Below are 22,109 nucleotides of genomic sequence, written 5' to 3'. Positions count from 1 at the left end.
GGAGTACCCTGTTGCCGATCGCTGTTTCCTTCTGTATTATTGCTGTCACTATGGCATCCAGAGCAGGGGTCGGGAGGAGCGCGGAAAGGACGAGGCTCGGAAGTCAGACCTGCACCGGCACTGTTCGACCCCGGAGAATATCCGATAAGGATCGGGTCGAGGCCTTCGGTGTCTGTGAGCCTGACGATCGTTCGCTGAATACGGTGGCTGGCACACGGCTATACCTTTAGGTAGATCGGGCAGTCACTAGCGGACATGAACTCGTCGCTCCGCAAGCCAGCCGAGACTGCCGTCGAGCAGTGCATGAATCTCCAGCCCGATGAGTCGTGTGCGGTCGTCACCGACGACAAGCGCAAGGCCATCGGCGAAGCGCTGTACCGCGTAGCGACGGGGATCACCGACGACACCGTCTTTCTCAGGTATCCGCCGGGCGATCAGCACGGCGAGGAACCGCCCGAACCGGTCGCCGCCGCGATGGCCGGCGCGGACGTGGTGCTCGCCCCGACCACGAAGAGCCTGAGCCACACCGAGGCTCGCAGCGAGGCCAATGCTGCCGGCGCTCGCGTCGCGACGCTCCCGGGCATCACGGAGGCCGTCTTCCTGATGGGACTCGACGCCGACTACGACGCCATCGCCCAGCACTGCCGGGACGTGCTCGCACAGGTCGAGGACGCCGCCGAGATTCGCGTGACTTCGCCACAGGGAACCGACATCACCTTCGAACGAGGTGATCGGGAGTGGAAACTCGACACCGGCATCGTCCACGACGCCGGCGAGATGTCGAACCTCCCTGCCGGCGAGGTGTTCGTCAGCCCGACGACTGCAAACGGCACCTTCGTCGTCGACGGAACGATGATGCCCCACGGCGAACTCGACGGGGAACGACTCCGGTTCGAAGTCGAAAACGGACAGGTCACCGAGATCAGCGACGACGCCGTTCGCGAGCAGATCGAGGCGGCCGCCGAGACCGCCGGCGATGCGGCCTACAACCTCGCCGAACTGGGCATCGGCACCAACGTCGCCGTCCGCGATCTGGTCGGCTCGGTCCTCCTCGACGAGAAGGCCGGCGGCACCGTCCACATCGCCATCGGCGACGACCACGCCATCGGCGGCGACACCCACGCGCCGATCCACCTCGACGGGATTCTACGGGAACCGACGGTCTTCGCTGATGGGTCGGAAGTGGAACTGCCACAGGCAGAGTGAGCGAGAGAACAGCGTGGGCGACCCGTGACGACGACCATTTACGTCCCGCCCGAATAGCTGGGCCTATGACAGACGCCACACCGGGCGATCGCATCGCCCTGCCGTGCCCGGCGTGTTCGCCGGCGTTCGAGACCGTCCACGAGGTGCTCTCGCCCGGCAGCCACGTGACGGTTCGCTGTACGGAGTGCGATCACACCCACAAAGAACAGCTCCCGGAAGACGACGAGGTACAGCGCCGGGTCGTCGTCTCACAGGACGGCGACTCCTTCACCACGACCGTCGACGTGCCGGCCGAGGAGGACCTCGCGAAGGGCGAGGAGTTCCTGCTCGACACCGAAGAAGCGCTCATGACGGTCCGTATCACCGCCGTCGAAAAGGCCGAAGGTGGCCGCGTCGACGAGGCGACGGCCGAAGACGTCGAGACCATCTGGACTCGCGCCGTCGGCAACGTCGCGGTCAACGTGACGATGCACCCGAAAGACGGCCGCCACGACAGCACCGAGAGCTTCAAACTGAACGTCCCCGGCGACTACGAGTTCGTCGTCGGCGCGACCGACGAGTTCGGTGAGAACGAGTTCACCGTCGAGGGCTTTCACGTCCGCGACGACGCCCACGGCTACGACCGCGAGCAGTACGATCAGGACCGCGACAGCGCCATCGCCAAGGACATCAAGCGCCTGTACGTCCGCGACGAGTCGACGACCGCGTGGTCGGCCTGGTAAGCGCCTCGTTTTCCCAGCAATAAGCGATCAGATCGTCTCAGTCGCGCCCGGCCAGTGCCCGCCGGACGAACGCTTCGCCGACCCCGACGATGACCGTGAAGCCGACCGCCGCCGGGCCGAAAAAGAGCGCGTACAGCGCCATCGGGTCGCTCTCGCCACGGATTCGCAAGAAGGCGTAGACGAGGAGGATCGTCACGAGAACGGCGACACCGAGCGGTACGACCGACCCGTACTCTGCGAAGGCGTACAGCGCCACGGCCGCCTGTCCGGCGAGGACGGCGACGCCGACCAGCGCCAGCGGGCCACAGGTCACCAGATCCGCGGGCAACGAACAGCCCAACCCTTCGACGCCGATCCGTGGTATCACCCAGAGCGCGGTCATGCCGATGGCGTACACCAGTCCACCGACCGCGGCATACCGCCGCGGCGACAGTCGACGGCCGACGACGAACGGGAGCACGCCGACGAGTCCACCGACGGCGATGGCGACAGCCAGCGTCGCCAGTTCACTCCCAAGCACCGGGTCCGGTGTCCCCTGCATCATCCCGCCGTTGGGTGGACGGAAGCCTCAATCTTGTGTCCGGCGGCGGCCACCATGCACCGGCAGGGCGCGCCATTCAAATAGCTCCGGCCAGAATCTCGACTATGGAGCCGGCGGTGCTACGAGAGGACATGGTCGACAGTCTGGCCCACGAGAGCAAGGGCTGTCTGCAGACCGGTCGCCTCGCACAGGCGATGCGAACGGTCCCACGCGAGGCGTTCGTCGAGGACGAGCGGGCGGCCTACTCCGACCGGGCGTTCGAACGCTTTGGCACGCGCGTCCTCGCGCCCAGCACCGTCGCACGGCTACTCGAAGCACTCGCTCCCCGGGAGGGTGACGACGTACTCGTCGTCGGCGTCGGCGTGGGCTACACCGCCGCCGTGATCGCCGAGATCGTCGGGGCAGAGAACGTTCAGGCGATCGATATCACCCGACGACTCGTCTACGACGCCCGCTCGAACCTCGCGTCAGCGGGCTACGAGGGCGTGCTGGTCGACCGCCGGGACGGGATCGACGGCCTGCCAGAATACGCCCCCTACGACCGGATTCTGCTGGAGGCGGCCGCGATCGAACCACCGCGGGCGCTCACGCGACAGCTGGCCGACGACGGCCACCTCGTCATGCCGATGGGCGCGGGCGAGCAGACGCTGACGATCGTCGACGCCGACGGGCACCAGCAGCGACTCGGCGGGGTCGCCTTCCAGCCGATGCTCGTCGAGGGCGAGCAGGCAGACACCGTCGAGCGCAACCGCACCCACCGCGAGGACCGCGAACGCGCCCGACAGGCCGCCCAATCGCAGACTGGCTGGGAGCAAGAGTGGATCGACTGGGACGACTACTAGCACAATGTTGAAACGCTGTTATCGGGACCGCAGTTGAACGGAATCACGGGACTTCGAAAGCCCTCGGCTCGCCCTTTCATCCGCCAGGCTCGTTGACTGTTGGGCAAGCTGTGTCCCGGCGGATGAAAGCGAGCGTACTGCGGGACGTTCGGGCCTGCTCACGAAGCGCCGTTTCCACGGCAGCACCAGTTCACGCTAGAGCGGATCGAGTTCGTTGTCGTCGTCGGTGAGCAGGTCGTCGATGGCCTCGTCGCGTTCGGCCGCCTGCCGCTCGGTGTTTTCCTGCGCGCTGACGGCCTGTTCCTGTAGTTGGTCGACGCGGGGCACGTCGGTGACGTTCGAGAGAAGCACGGCGACCGAGACCGCGTCGGCGTCGGTCCGCGGGTCGTCGCCGGCCAACACTTCGACGCTGCCGGTCTCCCGTTCGAGCCACTGGCGTGCACGCTGTAGCCCCTTCTGTGAAACCTCGCGTGGCGGTCCAGAGACGACGATCAACGCCCGCTCGGCCGAGTCGATCTCGGCGGGACAGGTGAGTCGCGACTGGACCGCTTTACGCACCAGCCCGTGGATCTTCATCGACAGTGCGCCCTCCTCGGGATGGTGCTGGCCGTTCGAGCGCAACCGTCCCAGCAGTCCCTGCTGTTCACGGGTCCGGGTTTCGAGGTCTGCGTGGCTGAACGCGATCGTACTGAGACCGCCGGGTGCGAGCGTCCGGCGGATGTCACTGCCGTCCATCGCCGACTCCGAGACCTGCGAGCCGTCGAGTTCGCCGGCCGCAAGCAAGGTGACGAAGCGGCGAGCGATCTCCCAGTTGGTCTGCTCGTAGCCCGCCGACACCGACCCCTTCGTCTGCCGCCACGCATCGTTGTCGAACACCAGCAGATTGTCAGTCGCATCGGCGAACGTCTGGAGCGACCGGGCGGCGTTGAGCGACGGACGACCTCCTTCGTCCGTGCTCGGGAGCACCCCCAGCCCGTAGATCGGCTCGTCGTAGATCTGCGAGAGTCGTTCAGCGAGCGCCGGGGCACCACCACTGCCGGTGCCACCACCCAGCCCCGCGACAACGAGGAAACCGTCCGTGTCGTGGATCGGCACGTCGTCGAGTTGGCGCTCGATCTCGGTGAGGTCCCGTCGTGCGATCGTCGCCCCGAGTTCGGGATCGGCACCGACGCCCCGACCCTTGACTCGTTCGTGTGTCTGGCCGATGATGAGCCGCCGATCCGGGGGGATCACGTCGAGTTTCGCCAGATCGATCTCGGCGGAGTTGACCGCGAGCACGTCGGTCGTCAGCGAACGCCCCGAAGCCTCCTCGAACTCGACGAACCGATCCACGATCTTACCACCCGCGTTACCGAAACCAATAGCAGCGAGGTTCATGGGGAGGGGGTTGCTCCACGTGCGGATAATTATAAACCCGTTTATGTCAGAGGGGTGGTGATAACGGCAGCTTATTCGGTGGCGACAGCCTCGTTCGTTCGCCGACGGCTCGCACGCACGATGCCAGCGACGGTCGGCGTGCTGGTCGGCACGGCGTGTGTACGGTCGGCTTATCCCAGTCGTCGGTTATACTGTCACAGCCGGCAGTATTACTCGTGACCCCGGACGACGAGGATCTGGGTGTTCTCCCGACGGTCGCTGTAGCCGCCACTGGCCGGCGGTTTCACGTCGATGGTCACCGTCCCCTCCTTCTGATTCGGGTCCAGTGTGGGGTCGATCGTCACCGTCGCATTCCCACCGGGACCGGTGGTCGCCGTCGCCACGCCGTCGAGCGACGCCGTCCCACCGCTGACGACGACGGTCGCACCCGATACCGACTGGCCTTCCGGGTCGACGACGGTGAGATTGAGCTGGGTCGAGGACTGACCCACGACCTCGACTGAAGGGTCGACATCGAGTTCGCTGACGGTCAGCGTCGAAACGCCCGAGATGGTGCTCATCATCACGCTCAGGCTCGCCACACCCACGACGAGGGCGATGACGAGTCTGATCGGCAGTCCTTCGATCGCACGGTCGTCGCGCCACAGTGCTTCGAACATGGACACCGCTGGTGGCGTCACCCTTCATAAATGCGTGGACCACAATTCGACGGGACCGTCACCGCACGCGTCGGTGGCCGATGATGAGCGCCAAGACGAGGGCAAGAGCGGCGGTCCACGGACCATCACCGGTCGCGGTAGTGGTTACAGTCGTCCCAGTTCGGTTAGGTGCCGTCGATGCCGGCTGTGGGACTGTCGTCCGCGTCGTCGCAGACGCAGTGGCGGTGTGTTCGGCCTTCGTCGGTGGCACACTGTCGGCCACTCGCGGAGTCGCTTCGGTCGCGGTGGATGTCGTCGAGCTGTGGGTCAGTGGGGGTGCAGTGACGGTGGCTGTTCTCGTTCGCGTCACCGTCGTTGCGGTGGTGAGGACAGCCTCGGGAGGACGAATCACTAGAGCGCCGACATCGGTTCGGGACCCTCGTTGCCACATCGAAAGGTCGTATTCACCGATCAGGAGTTGTGTCGTCTCGGTTCCCGTCAGTGATCGAAAGCGAATCGTCGCATTCCCCACCGCCTGCGTGAAGCGCGGTGTCGTGCCGTTTGTCGCGAATCGGATCGCGCCAGACTCCCCGACGCCGGTCCTGTCGAGTGTCACGTTCCACTGCGTGCCGTTCGGGCTGCGGACTGACAGTGTCGCAGGCGTGTCAGAGCAGACATCGATCTGAAATGGAATTTTAGCCACTTGTCCGCGAGCGACAGTCTGCACCTGTCCACGAAGATTGGTCTCGAACGTCGCTGGTTCGCTCAGTGCTAGCGTCGTGGTGGCCGTCTCGCCTGATACCCCACGAAAGTGCAGTTCGTACGTGCCCGGGAGGCAGTCGAACGCGGCCGTAAGTGTCATCGTGAGCGCGTCGTTCTCGGGCACTGGGACGCGGACGCCGGTGGCGGTCCTCGTGCCGTCGAACATCGTCGCAAGTCGAGAGCGGTTCAACGTCGGCGACGTTATCGTGACCGTCTCAGCGCCGGTGACCCGAACCTCGTAGCGGTCCGGTGCCTCGTTCGGAGACTGTGGTGGGACGATGTCCCCGCCGTATTCGATCGACACGTCGAACGCCGTGTTCGACGAGGTCTCCACTGCCGATGGGGAAACTGCAGCGGTCACCGAGCCAGAGATAGCTATCACGATCACGCACGCGACCAACCGGAGTGCAGTGGCTCGGTTCATTCTTCTTCCCATTCCACACGGGAGTGATTTAAACCCCAACGCTGTCGGTGGAATTCGCTCGTCACACCGACGTGAGGAGCCACGCCAACCCGATGGCTGCGAGCGCGCCGACGAGATTTATGACGGTGTTCCCGGCAGCGACGGCGGGGCGGCCCTCGTCCCACAGTCTGACCGTGTCGACGGCAAAGGAGGAGAACGTCGTGAAGGAGCCACACGCGCCCACGCCGACCAGTAGAACGACGCTCTCGGCCGGTGCGAGGAAAGTGACGAGTCCGAGGACGAAACTGCCGACGACGTTGACGGTGAGCGTCCCGACCGGGAACGACTCCCGGTCGACGGCCTGCCCGAGATAGTGGCGGGCGAGCGCACCGAGCGCGCCGCCGGTCCCGACGAGGTGTGCGGGGTCGATCGGAGCCATCAGACGGCCTCCCGTTCGAGACGCTCGACGAGCGCGCGGGCGACGAGTACCCCCGCGAATCCCAGCGCATAGCTCGCGATGACGTTCCCGACTGCCAGCAGGGGCGTCTGCTGGGCGGTCTCGACGGCGAAGGTGCTGTAGGTGGTAAACGACGAGAGGAAGCCCGTCGTCGCGGCCAGATTTGTCTCGCTTGCGAGCAGGCCGACGTGGATGGCCTCGTAGAACAGGACACCGAGCGCGAAGCTCCCGACGACGTTGACCAGCAGGGTCCCCTCCAGTCCGGGCAGAAACAGGCCGACGAAGTACCGCAGGTTCGAGCCGGCGAAGCCGCCGAGACCGACGAGGACGACGGTTTCGAGTCTGAGCAGTGGGTGCGTCTCCGACATGGCGAGAGTCCGGGCGACTGCCGGCCGAGTGGCCGGCCGTCGCAGGTCGTCGGATACGTTTCCCGCCCACCGGTTTAGCCGTTCCGAAGCGCGTGAACGTCACCGTGCGGGCAACGTCGGCGTCGGCGGTCGCCGAGTGGCCCGACTCCGTCGTTTCGGGTGTGTGTTTGAAGTCGACCCCGACCCACGGCTCGACTATGGACATCGAGGAGCTTCGGGCCGACGTGCCCGCGCTGGAATCGTGTACCTACTTCAACACGGGCGCGAGCGGCCCGAGTCCGCGCCACGTCGTCGGGGCCGCGACCGACTTTCTCGAACGTCACGCCTTCGAAGCACCGGTCGACGAGGGACCCTACACGGTCGCCTGGGACACGCTAGAGGCGGCCCGCGAGACCGTCGCCGCCCACATCGGCGCAGCCACTCACGAGGTCGCACTCACTCGCAGCACCGCCGACGGGATCAATCTCGTCGCGGGCGCGATCGACTTCCAGCCCGGTGACGTGGTCGTGCGCACCGACCTCGAACACCCCGCCGGGACGCTCCCGTGGGAACGGCTCGCCGACCTGCGTGACATCGAGATACGTGTCGTCGAGACGACGGATGGCCGTCTCGATCTCGACAATCTGAAAGCCGCCGTCGACGGGGCGCGCCTTGTCACGCTGAGTTCGCTGGCCTGGACCCACGGAACGCGCCTGCCCGTCTCCGAAGTCGTCGATATCGCCCACGACGCCGGCGCGCAAGTGCTCGTCGACGCCGTCCAGTCGGTCGGCCAGCATCCAGTCGACGTACACGACTGGGGGGCGGACTTCGTCGCCGCCGCCGGCCACAAGTGGCTGCTCGGCATCTGGGGCAGCGGATTCCTTTACGTCGCCGACGACGCCCACGACCGCCTCGCACAGCGCCGCATCGGCTACCGCAGCGTCGAGGACCCCGCCGCTGCGAACTACGAGTACAAGCAGGGCGGCCAGCGCTTCGAGGTCGGGACGACGACGCCCGCGCCGTACGTCGCGCTGGCGACGGCGATGGACACGGTCGAGTCCATCGGTTACGACGCGATCCAGTCCCGGGTCGCACGCCTGACCGACCGACTGAAGACAGGCCTTGGCGACCGACTCTTGAGTCCCGACGCGTACGAATCCGGTCTCGTCACCTTCGACACAGCGGACCCGGAAGCGACGGTCGAGCGACTCGCTACCGAGGGTATCGTCGTCCGATCGTTGCCTCACCCCGACGCCGTCCGCGCGTCGGTCCACGCCATCAACACCGCCGACGAAGTGGATCAGTTGCTGGCGGCGCTCGAATGACGAGCCGGGCCGGCGCGTCTACGCGTCGACGTTCGTCGCAAAAATCGTCTTCAGTGCCTCGGTCCGTTCGAGCAAGTGCTCCAGCCCCTCGTTGAGCGTCGCGACGCGCTCGTCGATGTCGTCGGCCGGGATCGCACCCTGCGGGGTCGGCTGCACGAGTTCGTCGTTTTCGAGCATCCGCAGCGAGTAGCGAACCTTGTGCTCGGGTACGTCGGTCTCCTCGGATAGCCGGACGATCCCGATCGGCCCGTGCGCCATGACGGCTTCGAGAATCCGGAGGTCTCGGCGTTCTTTCTCGACCTGATCGGCCAGTCGGTCCAGTCCCATAGAGTCGACAACAGCTACTGGCCGGGAGCACATAAACGCAACCGGTGTGGGACGCATACGGATTCTTACAGATCGTTCTCGGATCGACCGCGCGACGATGTGCGGTCGATCCAGAAAACGGGTACAGTGAGCCGTATCACTCGTCGTTGACAGGCGTGCGCCGAAGTTCGTCCAGATCGTCGCGCAGCCGTGAGAGTTCGGACTCCAGTTTCTCACGCCGGTCGATCAGCGCGCTCAGTTCCTCGGTGTTGACCGAGTGGTCGCTGTCCAGCGCCACGTCCAGTGCGTCCGTGGTCGCCGCCACCAGATCGCCAGCCGTCTGGAGCACTTCCGACGGCGTCGCTCGGGACTCGTACAGCTCTCTGTCGCCCGACAGCGGCCGGTAGGTGACGATGGGCGACTCGATACCACGATGATACGAGACGCTGTAGCTGACGTTGGTGACGGGGTTCTGCCGATCTTCGGAGATTTCGGTGCGAACGATCGTAAAGGGCTCGGCCAGCGTCGGGTAGGTCTCGGCCAGATCGCGCAGCCGGTCGGCCGCCGTCACGTCGAGCTGGGCCTCCACGTCGCCGAAAAACTGGGCGGCGTCGGCCAGACTGAACGCGACCGTGTAGAACACCGCCTCGTTGCTCTCTGCGAGCGCGTGGATCCGCTCGTGCAGTTCCTCGGTCCGCCCCTCGATAGACAACTTCTCCAGTTCGTCCAGTAGCGCCCGTGTCCCACGCTCGCGGGTCAGGAACTCCTCGACGATCGCCCGCGGCATCGCCTCACGGTCCACGTCCTCCATACAGCGGGGATTCGTGCGACGCCACTAAACAGTTCCCCAGCGCCACAAAACATATATTTGCGTCGTGTGAGTGCCTGAGTGTCCGTTTCCCGAGGTGGGACGGACCTATGACAGGGTGAGGGGAGCTTTCCCCTCCATGCCACTGTGACCCCCGAGCCACTGGCTTCGATGCTCGCGTTCTCGTCACAGCTGCTCACGGGGGAGTCAAGCGGACGCTACGCGCTGCTCGACGATTTGTTCGCAGTAGAAGACGCCCGGAGCGGGAGTGAACGCTCGACCATGTCGAGCGCGAAGGTCGAAAGACCAGCGAGCTGGTCTTTCGGTATTTGAACCATCTGAACGTCGCTCGCTCCGCTCGCTCGTTCCGTAGTTCAAATCCCTTCGTCGCATATTTGAGACTCACGAGTTTGTTCGTCGCAAAAGTACGCCCGGAGCGGGATTTGAACCCGCGTCACGACCGTGACAGGGTCGTATGATGGGCCACTACACCATCCGGGCACGTCGCATTCGCGTTTGTTCAGCAGTATGTTTCCAGCAGAAGCGCCCGGAGCGGGATTTGAACCCGCGTCACGACCGTGACAGGGTCGTATGATGGGCCACTACACCATCCGGGCACGTCGCATCTCATCGTATCCCGGTGATGGTATTAAGACTTTCCAAACGCGCCGTCATTGAGTTGTAGTGTCGTGGGGCGTTGTCAGCGCAGCGAACAGCGGGATGAGAAGGACCGAATGGGCGTGTGGCTCATACTGTTGGCTGTCACTTCGTGAAGCTATTCGCCACCCCCGTGGTGGCGAAGTCGTTCACAGATAGACAGTATCACGAGTCGAGGGTCCACACGGAAGCGCCAGCGGGCGAGCGCAGTCGGCGACCGCGCACTCGGTCAGTGGCTATCGGACACGTGCGACAGCATCGAGACCACTCAGCAATGCCGAAACCAGTCGGCACCCAAACGACTATGAAGGTCGTTCGCATAGTTCATAGTGATGCGACCTCCGGCGCCGGGCCGGATAGCTACTGCAGACGGACTTGGTAAGGGTTAAATGGGTTCCGCCTATAGCGACCTGTAGTATCTCGTGACAGCCACCTTCTCCACTAGCCGGCCACACCAACCATGGTAGACGTAAGCCAACACGAACTCGTCCCAGACCACAGCATCGTCGACGAGGACACGCTCGACGACGTGCTCGAGGAGTACAACATCAAGAAGACGGACCTGCCGAAGCTCAAGCGCACCGATCCCGCTGCCCCCGACGAGGCAGAGGTCGGTGACGTGGTCAAGGTCGTCCGTGATTCCCGAACGACAGATCAGGCAGTCGTGTATCGACTGGTGGTGTCCTGATGGACGCCAACGATCGACGCGCGATTTCGCGAGAGTACTTCTCGCGCGAGCGTCTGGCAGAGCACCACTTCCGATCGTTCAATTCGTTCCTCGACCGCGGCATGCAGCAGGTCGTCGACGAGAAAGAGACGATCGAGACCGACATCGGCGACAAAGAAGGGCAAGAACCCGTCTTCGTCGAACTCGGCGACGTGCGCGTCGTCACCCCCCGCGTCCGCGAAGCCGACGGCAGCGAAGAACTCCTCTACCCGCAGGAAGCGCGTCTGCGCAACATCACCTACTCCGCACCAGTCTTCATGGAGATGGCGATCGTTCGCGGCGGCGAAGAAGAAGAGGAGGTCGTCGTCGACCAGACCGAGACCAAGATCGGTCGGATGCCGATCATGGTCGGATCGAACAAGTGTAACATCAACGGATTCACCCGCGAGGAACTGATCGACATCGGCGAGGACCCCGCCGACCCCGGTGGGTACTTCTGTGTCAACGGTTCCGAGCGAGTCCTGATGACCAGCGAGGACCTCGCACCGAACAAGATTCTCGCGGAACACGACACCAAGTACGGCGACGACGTGCAGGTCGCCAAGACGTTCTCCCAGCGCCGTGGCTACCGCGCACTCGTGCTGTGTGAGCGGACCCGCGACGGCATCCTCGAAGTCTCCTTCCCGAGCGTCTCGGGATCGATCAACTTCGTGACCCTCGTGCGCGCACTCGGACTCGAATCCGACGAGGAGATCGTCCACCGCGTCTCCGACGACCCGGAGATCGTGAAGTTCATGCTGGAGAATCTGGAGGCCGCAGACGTCCAGACTACCGAGGGCGCAATCGAGACCCTCGGGGAGCGCGTCGCCTCCGGGCAGGGCAAGAACTACCAGCTCAAGCGAGCCAACTACGTCATCGATCGCTACCTCCTGCCACACCTCCACGAGGAGGGTGTCGACGAGGAAGACGTGCGGATCAACAAGGCCTACTATCTGTGCCGGATGGCCGAGGCCTGCTTCGAACTCGCGCTCGGTCGCCGGGACGCAGACGACAAGGACCACTACGCCAACAAGCGACTGAAGGTCAGCGGCGACCTGATGAAGGACCTGTTCCGGACGGCGCTGAACAAGCTGGCACGCGACGTGAAGTACCAGCTCGAACGCGCAAACATGCGGAATCGCCAGCTCTCCGTGTCGACCGTGGTTCGCTCGGACGTGCTGACCGAGCGACTCGAACACCCCATCGCGACGGGCAACTGGGTCGGCGGCCGCTCCGGTGTGAGCCAGCTTGTCGACCGAACCGACTACATGGGTGTGCTCAGCCACCTGCGACGCCTTCGCTCGCCCCTGTCCCGGAGTCAGCCCCACTTCGAGGCGCGTGACCTGCACGCGACCCAGTGGGGTCGGATCTGCCCCTCCGAGACCCCCGAAGGCCCGAACTGCGGTCTGGTGAAGAACTTCGCGCAGGCGATGGAACTCTCCCAGAACGTCGAGGACGCACAGGAACTCAAACACGAACTCGCCGACATGGGGGTCCAGGGCATCCCCGGGATCGAGCGAATCGAGCAGCCAGCGGACGATTAAATCATGAGTCAGGGACGCGACGCCAAAGTGTACGTCAACGGCAGTCTGGTTGGGACACATCCCGACCCCGAACAGCTCGCAAACCAGATCCGGCAGGCCCGCCGGCGCGGTGACGTTTCGGAGATGGTCAACGTCTCCGTGCGCGACCGCACCGACGAGGTCATCATCAACGCCGACGCCGGCCGGGCACGCCGCCCGCTGCTGGTCATCGAAGACGGCGAACCACTGATCACCGAATCGGAGATCGAACAGGTCAAAGACGGCGACCTGGGCTTCGAGGAGCTCGTCGACCGCGGTGTCGTCGAGTTCATCGACGCCGAGGAAGAGGAGGACATCCTCGTCGCCGTGTCCGAGGAGGAGGTCACCGTCGACCACACCCACCTCGAAGTCGACCCACAGCTGATGTTCGGGATCGGTGCCGGGATGATTCCCTACCCCGAACACAACGCCTCGCCCCGAATTACGATGGGGTCGGGGATGATCAAGCAGTCGCTGGGGCTACCGAGTGCGAACTACCGGATTCGCCCGGACACGCGCCAGCACCTGCTGCACTACCCACAGCTCTCGATGGTCAAGACCCAGACCACCGAACAGATCGGGTACGACGACCGTCCGGCGGCCCAGAACTTCACCGTCGCGGTCATGAGCTACGAGGGGTTCAACATCGAGGACGCCTTGGTCATGAACGAGGGATCGGTCGAGCGCGCACTCGCTCGCTCCCATTTCTTCCGAACGTACGAGGGCGAGGAACGACGCTACCCCGGCGGGCAGGAAGACCACTTCGAGATTCCCGACGACGAGGTCCGGGGCGCACGCGGTGAGGAAGCGTACACCCACCTCGACGAGGACGGTCTGGTCAACCCCGAGACGCAGGTCGGCGAGAACGAGGTCCTGCTGGGCAAGACCTCGCCGCCGCGATTCCTCGAAGAGCCGGACGACATGGGCGGTCTCTCGCCCCAGAAGCGCCGCGAGACTTCCGTGACGATGCGGTCGGGCGAATCCGGCGTCGTCGACACGGTCACGCTGATGGAAGGCGAGGACGGCTCGAAGCTCTCGAAGGTCTCGGTGCGTGACGAGCGGATTCCCGAACTCGGGGACAAGTTCGCATCTCGACACGGACAGAAGGGTGTCGTCGGCCACCTCGCGCCACAGGAAGACATGCCCTTTACCGAGGACGGCGTCGTGCCGGACCTCATCCTGAACCCCCACGCACTGCCCTCGCGGATGACGGTGGGCCACGTGCTGGAGATGCTGGGCGGGAAGGTCGGTGCGCTGGAAGGCCGGCGTGTCGACGGGACCGCCTTCACCGGCGAGGACGAGGAGGAACTGCGCGGTGCGCTGGAAGAACGCGGATTCAAGTCCTCCGGCAAGGAGGTCATGTACTCCGGGGTTACCGGCGAGAAGATCGAGGCCGAAATCTTCGTCGGCTGTATCTTCTACCAGAAGCTGTACCACATGGTCTCGAACAAACTGCACGCCCGCTCGCGCGGGCCGGTGCAGGTGCTGACCCGCCAGCCCACCGAGGGGCGTGCCCGCGAGGGTGGCCTGCGTGTGGGTGAGATGGAACGGGACGTGCTCATCGGGCACGGTGCGGCGATGGCGCTCAAAGAACGCCTGCTCGACGAGTCCGACCGCGAGTGGATCAACGTCTGTGGTCAGTGTGGGATGACCGCCGTCGAGAACGTCGAGCAGCGACGGATCTACTGTCCAAACTGTGAGGAAGAGACCGACATCCACGAGGTGGAGATGTCCTACGCGTTCAAGCTCCTGCTTGACGAGATGAAGGCGCTGGGCATCGCCCCACGGATCGAACTGGAGGACGCAGTCTAATGAGTTCACAACAGACACCCAAATCGATCGGCAAGCTCAGCTTCGGGCTGATGGACCCCGAGGAGTACCGCGACATGAGCGCCACCAAGGTCATCACGGCCGACACCTACGACGACGACGGATTCCCCATCGACATGGGCCTGATGGACCCGCGACTTGGCGTGATCGACCCCGGGCTAGAGTGCAAGACCTGTGGCAAACACAGCGGGTCGTGTAACGGCCACTTCGGCCACATCGAGCTGGCCGCGCCCGTCATCCACGTCGGGTTCAACAAGCTGATCCGCCGCCTGCTGCGTGGTACCTGTCGCTCCTGCTCGCGTCTCTGTCTCGACGAGCGTGAACGCGAGGAGTTCGAGGACCGACTGGTCCGCTCCCGGGAACTCGGCAAGGACCTCAACGACGTGACGAAAGCGGCGATCCGACAGGCCCGCAAGAAGGATCGCTGCCCGTTCTGTGGCGAGCCACAGTACGACATTCAACACGAGAAGCCCACGACCTACTACGAGGTGCAGGACGTGCTGTCCTCGGAGTACTCCCAGCGCATCGTCGCCGCGATGGAGCCAGACGAGGAGGAAGGTCGCGAGCGCACGACGCCGACAGAACTGGCCGACGAGACCGGGATCGATCCCTCGCGCGTTCAGGAGATCATCTCCGGTGAGTTCCGCCCCCGGGAGGAGGACCGCCGAGCGCTGGAGAAGGCACTCGACGTTGACCTGACCGAGGAGGACATGAACAAGCTGATGCCAAGCGACATCCGGGACTGGTTCGAGGACATCCCGGACGAGGACATCGAGGTACTCGGGATGGAACCGTCTCGGTCCCGACCCGAGTGGATGATCCTCACCGTCCTGCCCGTGCCGCCGGTCACCGCGCGACCGTCGATCACGCTGGACAACGGCCAGCGCTCGGAGGACGACCTCACCCACAAGCTGGTGGACATCATCCGGATCAATCAGCGGTTCATGGAGAACCGTGAAGCGGGTGCGCCACAGCTGATTATCGAGGACCTCTGGGAACTGCTGCAGTACCACGTCACCACGTTCATGGACAACGAGATCAGCGGCACGCCGCCGGCGCGACACCGTTCGGGTCGACCCCTGAAGACCCTGTCCCAGCGTCTCAAGGGCAAGGAAGGCCGTTTCCGAGGGAGCCTATCCGGGAAGCGTGTGAACTTCTCGGCGCGTACCGTCATCTCGCCGGACCCGACGCTGTCGCTGAACGAGGTCGGTGTGCCCGACCGCGTGGCGACCGAGATGACCCAGACGATGAACGTCAACGAGCGCAACCTCGACAACGCTCGTCGCTACGTCGCCAACGGGCCGGAAGCACATCCGGGCGCGAACTACGTCAAGCGACCCGACGGTCGCCGCCTGAAGGTGACCGAGAAGAACTGCGAGGAGCTGGCCCAGAAGGTCGAAGCCGGCTGGGAAGTGTCCCGTCATCTCATCGATGGCGACATCATCATCTTCAACCGCCAGCCGTCGCTCCACCGGATGTCGATCATGGCCCACGAAGTCGTGGTCATGCCGTACAAGACGTTCCGTCTCAACACCGTCGTCTGTCCGCCGTACAACGCCGACTTCGACGGCGACGAGATGAACATGCACGCGCTCCAGAACGAGGAGGCCCGCGCCGAGGCCCGCGTCCTGATGCGTGTCCAGGAACAGATTCTCAGTCCGCGCTTCGGTGAGAACATCATCGGCGCGATTCAGGACCACATTTCGGGGACCTATCTGCTGACCCACACGAATCCGCAGTTCAACGAGACCCAGGCGCTTGACCTGCTGCGTGCGACCCGGATCGACGAACTGCCCGAGGAGTCGGGCGTCGACGACACCGGTACGCCGTACTGGACGGGCCGGGACATCTTCTCGGAACTGCTCCCCGACGACCTCGACCTCGAATTCACGAGCGAGGCTGGCGAAGACGTGGTCATCGAGGACGGTCAGTTGCTGGAGGGGACGATCGACGACAGCGCAGTCGGCGGCTTCGGCGGCGAGATCGTCGACACCATCACCAAGGAGTACTCCAACACCCGCTCGCGCATCTTCATCAACGAGATCGCATCGCTTGCGATGCGCTCGATCATGCACTTCGGGTTCTCGATCGGGATCGACGACGAGTCCGTCCCGGAGGCCGCGGAGGCCCAGATCTCCGAAGCGATCGACAACGCCTACGAGCGCGTCGAGGAACTGATCGAGACCTACGAGCGCGGTGACCTCGAATCGCTGCCCGGCCGAACGGTCGACGAGACGCTGGAGATGAAGATCATGCAGACGCTGGGCAAGGCGCGTGACTCCGCAGGTGACATCGCCGGCGAGCACTTCGACGACGACAACCCTGCCGTGGTCATGGCCGAGTCCGGTGCGCGTGGGTCGATGCTGAACCTGACCCAGATGGCTGGCTGTGTCGGCCAGCAGGCAGTCCGTGGCGAGCGGATCAACCGCGGCTACGAGGACCGCACACTCAGCCACTTCAAGCAGGACGACCTCTCGGCGGACGCCCACGGCTTCGTCGAGGCCTCCTACCGTGGCGGTCTCGGACCCAAGGAGTTCTTCTTCCACGCGATGGGTGGCCGCGAGGGCCTCGTCGACACGGCAGTCCGTACCTCGAAGTCCGGCTATCTGCAGCGTCGGCTGATCAACGCGCTGTCGGAACTCGAAACGCAGTACGACGGCACCGTCCGAGACACCTCGGACACGATCGTCCAGTTCGAGTTCGGCGAGGACGGCACCTCGCCGGTGCAGGTCGCTTCCAACGAGGAGACGCCCGTCGACGTCGACGAGATCGCAGACAGCGTCCTCGATTCGGAGTTCGATTCGGAAAGCGTAAAGAGCGAGTTCCTCGGCGAGCGCGTCGAGCCCACCAATCTATCGGAACACGCCGACGACTGGTGGATGGCGGAGGGTGACGACTGATGACACGAGCAGACGCAACCGACGACATCGAAGCGGTCGTGGAGGACGCAGACCTCCCGCGACGGCTCAAAAACGACGTGTACAGCACGGTCGAAGAACGCGACGTGACCGTCGAAGAGGCGGACCAGATCGCCAAGGCCGTCGAGGCCCGCTACCAGGAGACCCGCGTCGATCCGCTGGACCCGGTCGGGACCGTCTCGGCCCAGTCCATCGGCGAACCGGGAACGCAGATGACGATGAACACGTTCCACTACGCGGGGGTCGCGGAGATCGACGTGACCCAGGGGCTTCCCCGACTCATCGAGCTTGTCGACGCCCGGAAGACGCCCGACACCCCCATGATGACGGTCCACCTCGAAGACGAGTACGCGACCGACCGCGAGAAGGCCCACGAAGTCGTCTGGAAGATCGAGGCCACCCGCATCCTCGCACTGGGTGACATCTCGACTAACGTCGCGGACATGCTCGTCCAGATCGACTTAAACGAGGACACGCTCGAAGAGCGCTGGCCGACGGTCCCACAGGTCGACGACGTGGCCGAAGAGATCGCAGAGACCATCGAGTCCAAGCTTGGCGTCCAGACCCGCCGGGCCGGCACGATGATCGAGTTCGGTCCCGACGAACCGTCCTATCGTGATCTGCTCCAGCTAGTCGAAGAGCTTCGCGAAGTCGTGTTCAAGGGGATCGACGAGATTTCCCGCGTGGTGATCCGCAAGGAAGAGCTCGACGAGGGCGAGGAGTTCGTCCTCTACACCGAGGGGTCGGCCTTCGGCGACGTGCTCGGTATCGAAGGCGTCGACGCCTCGCGGACGACGTGTAACAACATCCACGAGATCCACCGCAATCTCGGGATCGAGGCAGCCCGTGAAACCCTGATCAACGAGACGATGCACACCCTCGAAGAGCAGGGGCTGGACGACGTGAACATCCGCCACCTGATGCTGGTCGCGGACATCATGACGAATCGTGGCGAGATCGAGTCCATCGGTCGTCACGGTATCTCGGGCAACAAGGAGTCTGTGCTGGCCCGTGCGGCGTTCGAGGTCACGGTCAATCACCTGCTGGACGCCGCGATCCACGGCGAGATCGACGATCTGAACGGCGTCACGGAGAACGTCATCGTCGGGAAGCCGATCAAACTCGGCACCGGCGACGTGGACCTCCGCATGGGCGCGAGTCAGGACTGATGGTGGTCGAGCTCTCGGACGAGGCGCGTCAGCTGATCGCGCTGTTCGAGACCGAGGCGGACGTGACCGTCAGGGACTGTCTGGTCGACGACGAGGACGACCGCGTGATCTTCGTCGTCAAGGCCGGTCAGATGGCCGACGCCATCGGTCCCGGCGGAACTGTCGTCGAGCGTATCGAGGCCGAGATCGGTCGCGAGATCAAACTCGTCGAGGACGCCGACACGCCCGGGGCGTTCGTCGCGAACGCGCTCGCACCGGCAGCGGTGTACAACGTCACCGTCTCCGAGAACAGCGACACCGTCGCCTACGTGGAAGTCGCACAGGAAGACCGCGGGGTCGCGATCGGTGCCGACGGGAAGAACATCGACGCCGCCCGGCGACTGGCCGAGCGACACTTCGATATCGACGGGATCGAACTGACGTAACGCCCGGGGACGCAACTGCTTTTATTCGTCGAAGCCACCGTCAGCGGCGGCGTCGGCGCTCGTACTCGTGTCAGTGACGCCGTCCTCACTGTCGTGAGTGTCGAACTGGTCGAGGAGATCACGGAGATTGCTTGCCCGGCCCGAAAGCGACTGGATCTCGTCGGTCACCTCACTGATCGAGGTCGTCTGCTCGCTCGCGGCCGCGGAGACGGTGTTTGCCTGTGCGGCGGTCTCCTGACTGATCGAACTGACCTCGTCGACGACGGCGACGACCTCCTCGGTGGAGGTGGCCTGCTGGTCGGTGGCGTCGTCGATGGCGTGGATGTCGGCGTTTGCTTCCTCGACTTGCGTGACGATCTCTTCGAGCGCAGCGACCGTGGACTCGACGGTGTTGATGCCGGACTCGACACTGTCACCCATCGCCCGGATCTCCGAGACGGCATCGCCGGTCGACGACTGGACGGTCTCGATGCGAGCGGCGATGTCTTCGGTCGCTTCGCCGGTCTCGGCCGCAAGCTGTTTGATCTCGTCTGCGACGACGGCGAACCCTTCGCCGGCTTCACCGGCGCGGGCGGCCTCGATGGAAGCGTTGAGCGCCAGCATGTTCGTCTGCTCTGCGATCTCGTCGATCAGATCGACGATCTCGCCGATCTCACGCATCTCCTCGTCGAGTCGTTCGACGTCCGCGATGGTCGCCTCGGCGGCTTGCTCCATCTCGTTCATTTCCTCGATGGCTGAAGTGGCCTGAATCCGGCCCTGTTCGCCGGCGTCGGCGGCCTGTCCCGACTTGCGTGCGACCTCGGCGGCCGACGAGGCGACTTCCTCGATCGACGCCGAGAGGTCCGACATCTCGGCGGCGACGTCTTGGATATTGTCGTCCTGTTTGTCGGCCCCCGTCGCGATCTCTTGGACGGATCGGCTGACCTCCTCGCTGGTCTCGCGGACGGCCTCGGCGCGCTCGGTGATCTCGCGGGTCGAATCGTCGACCTCCGCGGCGAACTCGCTGATCGTGACGACGGTCTGTTCGAGTTCGGTCAGCATGTCGTTGGCCGAGCGGGCGATCGACGCCATCGCCTCGTTGTCGCTGTCGGCATCGAGACGCTGTGAGAGGTCGCCAGCGGCGGCCCGTTCCATCACCTCGCTGAAATCCTCGGCTTGCTGTTCGAGTGTCTCGGCCAGCGCCTCGGCACGTTCCTGTGAGCGCTGTGCTTCGTCGCGTGCCTGTTCGACCTCGTCGATGAACGACGACAGATCGTCACGCATCCGGTCGAGCGCGCGCCCGAGCGTGCCGGGCACGTCGTCGTCGAGTACCGCTGCGTCGAACTCCTGATCGGCGAGGGCGTTGGCCTGCCCGGCGACCGTAGTGACGTAGTTGTCGATGGCGAGGAAGGCATTCTGAATCTGGCCGATCTCGTCGATCCGGTCGCTTTCTCGGATGTCCGTGTCGACCTCACCGGCCGCGAGTGATTCGGCACTCTCGGTGAGCGTCCGAATCTTCGTCAGCGTCCCCCGGTGGACGACAGCGCCGAGGAGGAGAAACCCGAGCAGCGACAGGCCAATCAGGAGCGCGATCCGGTTCTGGACGGTCGAACTCAGCGCGTACGCGTTGGCCTTGGGTGCCTGCTTGAGCACGACCCAGTCGGTGCCCTCGACCGGTGCGTAGGCGACGACGGTGTCCTCGCGGTCGACGACGCCGCTGTCACCGGCCACGCCAGCCTGTAGTGCCGTACTGTCGGTCCCACCCTCGTAGAACGTGTTGATCTGTGACGCGTTCGTCGCGAACTGGACGGTGCCGTCGGCAGCGACCACCTGCGTCGAGCCACCGGTGACACTCTCGTCGAACTGGCTGGCTCGCTCGGTGACGTTGAGCACCAGCACCATTCGACGGTTCTCGGTCACGAGCGGGCTAGCGAACGCCATAAACGCGCTCCCGTTGTTTCGATAGACACCAGAAGACTCGGTCTCGCGAAGCGACGTGAACTGAAATCCGTCGGGCCAGGTCACGCCGGTCGAAGCGAGCGAGGTCCCACGGGCATCCCCGATCGTACTGGTCTGGATTCGAGGCTCGTCGCCCGACGTGTTGATGTAGTGCATGCCGTGAACGGTCGTCGGTAACGTACTGACCTCCAGTCGCATCTCGAAATAGATCGAACTCAGGTCGTCGCCCTGATACTGACTCTGCGAGGAGAGCAAGCGGATCCGCTCGTGCTGTCGTTCCGTCCAGCTACTCAGCGTTTCCGCTTCCTGATCAGCCAGAATCTGAAGTTCGTCTTGTCGGTTCTCCCGAACATCGTTCGTCACGTCCGCCTGTGTGATCGCACCGGCGGTACTGACCAGCAGCGCGATCACTGCGACGATAACGGCAAACTTACGGAGATAACTTCGGCGAAGTACGTCTGGTAACAACGACTCAACAGCCATAGTGATATATTGAGAGGACCGGAGAGAACATAGTAAACCCACGCCCCCGATTATGTGAGCTGATAATCGTCATTTTCACACAGATGTTCACAGAACCAATAGCCAGAACAGTCTCGAACGTTCAGCAGATGACTCGGCCGGCCACGCTGGTCGGGTGAACGGTCCGGTCGTGCAAGTGGCTCACACGCCGCCTGTGGGCCGTTTCGTGGCGACGAAAGAGGAGTCTTAAGTACCTTCGCTGGATAACGACGCGTACTATGGCGAACGGCAAATACGCCGCACGCAAACTCAAGAAGGACCGCCAGAACCACCGGTGGTCCGACTCTGACTACGCGCGCCGCGAGCGCGGGCTGGGCCAGAAGTCCGACCCGCTCGAAGGCGCGCCCCAGGGTCGAGGGATCGTGCTCGAGAAGATCGGTATCGAAGCGAAGCAGCCAAACTCCGCGATCCGGAAGTGTGTCCGGGTCCAGTTGATCAAGAACGGCAAGCAGGTCTCTGCGTTCTGTCCCGGTGACGGTGCGATCTCCTTCATCGACGAACACGACGAGGTCACGATCGCCGGCATCGGTGGCGCGAAGGGTCGTGCCATGGGTGACATCTCCGGGGTCAACTACAAGGTCGAGAAGGTCAACGGTGTCTCGCTGATCGAACTCGTTCGCGGCAACGCGGAGAAGCCGGTGCGATAAC

Annotated in this window: 20 protein-coding genes and 2 tRNA genes; 11 read left to right on the top strand and 11 right to left on the bottom strand. The window is 64.2% G+C overall.

The features are described 5' to 3' along the window. Nucleotides 1-255: 255 nt before the first annotated feature. Both AC5FRW_RS09105 and AC5FRW_RS09100 read left to right on the top strand, forming a co-directional pair. Nucleotides 256-1,206 carry an aminopeptidase gene (locus AC5FRW_RS09105; RefSeq protein ID WP_493568126.1) on the top strand — a complete coding sequence of 317 codons (951 nt, stop codon included), beginning with the start codon at nt 256-258 and terminating at the stop codon, nt 1,204-1,206. Nucleotides 1,207-1,271: 65 nt separating this feature from the next. Beyond that, entirely contained in the window at nt 1,272-1,928 is a 657-nt protein-coding gene (locus AC5FRW_RS09100) for an HVO_0476 family zinc finger protein (protein ID WP_493568125.1), read from the top strand. A gap of 37 nt (nt 1,929-1,965) precedes the next feature. Here the strand turns inward: AC5FRW_RS09100 and AC5FRW_RS09095 are convergent, their stop codons facing one another. Further along, nucleotides 1,966-2,469 carry a hypothetical protein gene (locus AC5FRW_RS09095; RefSeq protein ID WP_493568124.1) on the bottom strand — a complete coding sequence of 168 codons (504 nt, stop codon included), beginning with the start codon at nt 2,467-2,469 and terminating at the stop codon, nt 1,966-1,968. A gap of 104 nt (nt 2,470-2,573) precedes the next feature. Between AC5FRW_RS09095 and AC5FRW_RS09090 the strand changes: the two genes are divergently transcribed. Beyond that, nucleotides 2,574-3,311 (top strand): protein-L-isoaspartate O-methyltransferase family protein, encoded by a 738-nt coding sequence (locus tag AC5FRW_RS09090; RefSeq protein WP_493568123.1) that lies wholly within the window; start codon nt 2,574-2,576, stop codon nt 3,309-3,311. 195 nt (nt 3,312-3,506) lie between these two features. Here the strand turns inward: AC5FRW_RS09090 and AC5FRW_RS09085 are convergent, their stop codons facing one another. The 5 genes from AC5FRW_RS09085 to AC5FRW_RS09065 form a co-directional block, all read right to left on the bottom strand. Next, complete coding sequence (locus tag AC5FRW_RS09085) at nt 3,507-4,688, bottom strand: tubulin/FtsZ family protein (protein WP_493568122.1); 1,182 nt, start codon at nt 4,686-4,688, stop codon at nt 3,507-3,509. 209 nt (nt 4,689-4,897) lie between these two features. Continuing rightward, the gene (locus tag AC5FRW_RS09080) at nt 4,898-5,347 is read right to left on the bottom strand and encodes a DUF7382 domain-containing protein (protein ID WP_493568121.1); all 450 of its coding nucleotides are present in this window, start codon (nt 5,345-5,347) and stop codon (nt 4,898-4,900) included. Nucleotides 5,348-5,405: 58 nt separating this feature from the next. Next, nucleotides 5,406-6,422 (bottom strand): hypothetical protein, encoded by a 1,017-nt coding sequence (locus AC5FRW_RS09075; RefSeq protein ID WP_493568120.1) that lies wholly within the window; start codon nt 6,420-6,422, stop codon nt 5,406-5,408. Nucleotides 6,423-6,573: 151 nt separating this feature from the next. Then, complete coding sequence (gene crcB / locus AC5FRW_RS09070; RefSeq protein WP_493568119.1) at nt 6,574-6,930, bottom strand: fluoride efflux transporter CrcB; 357 nt, start codon at nt 6,928-6,930, stop codon at nt 6,574-6,576. Continuing rightward, nucleotides 6,930-7,316 carry a fluoride efflux transporter FluC gene (locus AC5FRW_RS09065; RefSeq protein WP_493568118.1) on the bottom strand — a complete coding sequence of 129 codons (387 nt, stop codon included), beginning with the start codon at nt 7,314-7,316 and terminating at the stop codon, nt 6,930-6,932. The genes crcB and AC5FRW_RS09065 overlap by 1 nt, the downstream gene beginning before the upstream one ends. Before the next feature lie 197 nt (nt 7,317-7,513). On the opposite strand from AC5FRW_RS09065, the gene AC5FRW_RS09060 reads away from it, so the two are divergent. Further along, nucleotides 7,514-8,620 carry an aminotransferase class V-fold PLP-dependent enzyme gene (locus AC5FRW_RS09060; RefSeq protein ID WP_493568117.1) on the top strand — a complete coding sequence of 369 codons (1,107 nt, stop codon included), beginning with the start codon at nt 7,514-7,516 and terminating at the stop codon, nt 8,618-8,620. 18 nt (nt 8,621-8,638) lie between these two features. Here the strand turns inward: AC5FRW_RS09060 and AC5FRW_RS09055 are convergent, their stop codons facing one another. From AC5FRW_RS09055 to AC5FRW_RS09040, 4 genes are all read right to left on the bottom strand, one after another. Next, nucleotides 8,639-8,947, bottom strand: coding sequence for a winged helix-turn-helix transcriptional regulator (locus AC5FRW_RS09055; RefSeq protein ID WP_493568116.1), 309 nt, complete (start codon nt 8,945-8,947; stop codon nt 8,639-8,641). Nucleotides 8,948-9,083: 136 nt separating this feature from the next. Next, nucleotides 9,084-9,737, bottom strand: coding sequence for a hypothetical protein (locus AC5FRW_RS09050; RefSeq protein WP_493568115.1), 654 nt, complete (start codon nt 9,735-9,737; stop codon nt 9,084-9,086). 425 nt (nt 9,738-10,162) lie between these two features. Next, nucleotides 10,163-10,235 (bottom strand) — tRNA-Asp (locus AC5FRW_RS09045). Nucleotides 10,236-10,278: 43 nt separating this feature from the next. Next, a tRNA-Asp gene (locus tag AC5FRW_RS09040) sits at nt 10,279-10,351 on the bottom strand. A gap of 500 nt (nt 10,352-10,851) precedes the next feature. Here AC5FRW_RS09040 and AC5FRW_RS09035 point away from each other — a divergent pair. From AC5FRW_RS09035 to AC5FRW_RS09010, 6 genes are read left to right on the top strand one after another with little or no spacing between them, the layout of a single operon-like run. Beyond that, entirely contained in the window at nt 10,852-11,079 is a 228-nt protein-coding gene (locus AC5FRW_RS09035) for a DNA-directed RNA polymerase subunit H (protein WP_493568114.1), read from the top strand. After that, nucleotides 11,079-12,641 (top strand): DNA-directed RNA polymerase subunit B'', encoded by a 1,563-nt coding sequence (locus tag AC5FRW_RS09030; protein WP_493568113.1) that lies wholly within the window; start codon nt 11,079-11,081, stop codon nt 12,639-12,641. Before AC5FRW_RS09035 ends, AC5FRW_RS09030 begins: the two co-directional genes overlap by 1 nt. 3 nt (nt 12,642-12,644) lie before the next feature. Further along, nucleotides 12,645-14,471: a DNA-directed RNA polymerase subunit B gene (rpoB, locus tag AC5FRW_RS09025; RefSeq protein ID WP_493568112.1), complete on the top strand. Its 1,827-nt coding sequence runs from the start codon at nt 12,645-12,647 to the stop codon at nt 14,469-14,471. Further along, nucleotides 14,471-17,389 carry a DNA-directed RNA polymerase subunit A' gene (locus tag AC5FRW_RS09020; RefSeq protein WP_493568111.1) on the top strand — a complete coding sequence of 973 codons (2,919 nt, stop codon included), beginning with the start codon at nt 14,471-14,473 and terminating at the stop codon, nt 17,387-17,389. Before rpoB ends, AC5FRW_RS09020 begins: the two co-directional genes overlap by 1 nt. Then, nucleotides 17,389-18,576: a DNA-directed RNA polymerase subunit A'' gene (gene rpoA2 / locus AC5FRW_RS09015; RefSeq protein WP_493568110.1), complete on the top strand. Its 1,188-nt coding sequence runs from the start codon at nt 17,389-17,391 to the stop codon at nt 18,574-18,576. The genes AC5FRW_RS09020 and rpoA2 overlap by 1 nt, the downstream gene beginning before the upstream one ends. After that, nucleotides 18,576-19,001: a NusA-like transcription termination signal-binding factor gene (locus tag AC5FRW_RS09010; protein WP_493568109.1), complete on the top strand. Its 426-nt coding sequence runs from the start codon at nt 18,576-18,578 to the stop codon at nt 18,999-19,001. The genes rpoA2 and AC5FRW_RS09010 overlap by 1 nt, the downstream gene beginning before the upstream one ends. A gap of 21 nt (nt 19,002-19,022) precedes the next feature. Here AC5FRW_RS09010 and AC5FRW_RS09005 read toward each other — a convergent pair whose 3' ends face one another. Beyond that, a complete protein-coding gene (locus AC5FRW_RS09005; protein WP_493568108.1) occupies nt 19,023-21,422 on the bottom strand; it encodes a methyl-accepting chemotaxis protein in 2,400 nt (799 codons plus the stop codon). A gap of 257 nt (nt 21,423-21,679) precedes the next feature. Here AC5FRW_RS09005 and AC5FRW_RS09000 point away from each other — a divergent pair, with 257 nt between their 5' ends. Further along, entirely contained in the window at nt 21,680-22,108 is a 429-nt protein-coding gene (locus AC5FRW_RS09000) for a 30S ribosomal protein S12 (protein ID WP_012808037.1), read from the top strand. Nucleotide 22,109: the final 1 nt, after the last annotated feature.

The sequence above is a fragment of the Halomicrobium sp. HArcht3-1 genome, assembly GCF_058933345.1.
This window is presented reverse-complemented; position numbering and strand designations above follow the sequence as displayed.

Coding starts and splice junctions, on each gene's coding strand:
- AC5FRW_RS09105 (WP_493568126.1), top strand. CDS start 256: ATGAACTCGTCGCTCCGCAAGCCAGCCGAGACTGCCGTCGAGCAGTGC.
- AC5FRW_RS09100 (WP_493568125.1), top strand. CDS start 1,272: ATGACAGACGCCACACCGGGCGATCGCATCGCCCTGCCGTGCCCGGCG.
- AC5FRW_RS09095 (WP_493568124.1), bottom strand. CDS start 2,469: ATGCAGGGGACACCGGACCCGGTGCTTGGGAGTGAACTGGCGACGCTG.
- AC5FRW_RS09090 (WP_493568123.1), top strand. CDS start 2,574: ATGGAGCCGGCGGTGCTACGAGAGGACATGGTCGACAGTCTGGCCCAC.
- AC5FRW_RS09085 (WP_493568122.1), bottom strand. CDS start 4,688: ATGAACCTCGCTGCTATTGGTTTCGGTAACGCGGGTGGTAAGATCGTG.
- AC5FRW_RS09080 (WP_493568121.1), bottom strand. CDS start 5,347: ATGTTCGAAGCACTGTGGCGCGACGACCGTGCGATCGAAGGACTGCCG.
- crcB (WP_493568119.1), bottom strand. CDS start 6,930: ATGGCTCCGATCGACCCCGCACACCTCGTCGGGACCGGCGGCGCGCTC.
- AC5FRW_RS09065 (WP_493568118.1), bottom strand. CDS start 7,316: ATGTCGGAGACGCACCCACTGCTCAGACTCGAAACCGTCGTCCTCGTC.
- AC5FRW_RS09060 (WP_493568117.1), top strand. CDS start 7,514: ATGGACATCGAGGAGCTTCGGGCCGACGTGCCCGCGCTGGAATCGTGT.
- AC5FRW_RS09055 (WP_493568116.1), bottom strand. CDS start 8,947: ATGGGACTGGACCGACTGGCCGATCAGGTCGAGAAAGAACGCCGAGAC.
- AC5FRW_RS09050 (WP_493568115.1), bottom strand. CDS start 9,737: ATGGAGGACGTGGACCGTGAGGCGATGCCGCGGGCGATCGTCGAGGAG.
- AC5FRW_RS09035 (WP_493568114.1), top strand. CDS start 10,852: ATGGTAGACGTAAGCCAACACGAACTCGTCCCAGACCACAGCATCGTC.
- AC5FRW_RS09030 (WP_493568113.1), top strand. CDS start 11,079: ATGGACGCCAACGATCGACGCGCGATTTCGCGAGAGTACTTCTCGCGC.
- rpoB (WP_493568112.1), top strand. CDS start 12,645: ATGAGTCAGGGACGCGACGCCAAAGTGTACGTCAACGGCAGTCTGGTT.
- AC5FRW_RS09020 (WP_493568111.1), top strand. CDS start 14,471: ATGAGTTCACAACAGACACCCAAATCGATCGGCAAGCTCAGCTTCGGG.
- rpoA2 (WP_493568110.1), top strand. CDS start 17,389: ATGACACGAGCAGACGCAACCGACGACATCGAAGCGGTCGTGGAGGAC.
- AC5FRW_RS09010 (WP_493568109.1), top strand. CDS start 18,576: ATGGTGGTCGAGCTCTCGGACGAGGCGCGTCAGCTGATCGCGCTGTTC.
- AC5FRW_RS09005 (WP_493568108.1), bottom strand. CDS start 21,422: ATGGCTGTTGAGTCGTTGTTACCAGACGTACTTCGCCGAAGTTATCTC.
- AC5FRW_RS09000 (WP_012808037.1), top strand. CDS start 21,680: ATGGCGAACGGCAAATACGCCGCACGCAAACTCAAGAAGGACCGCCAG.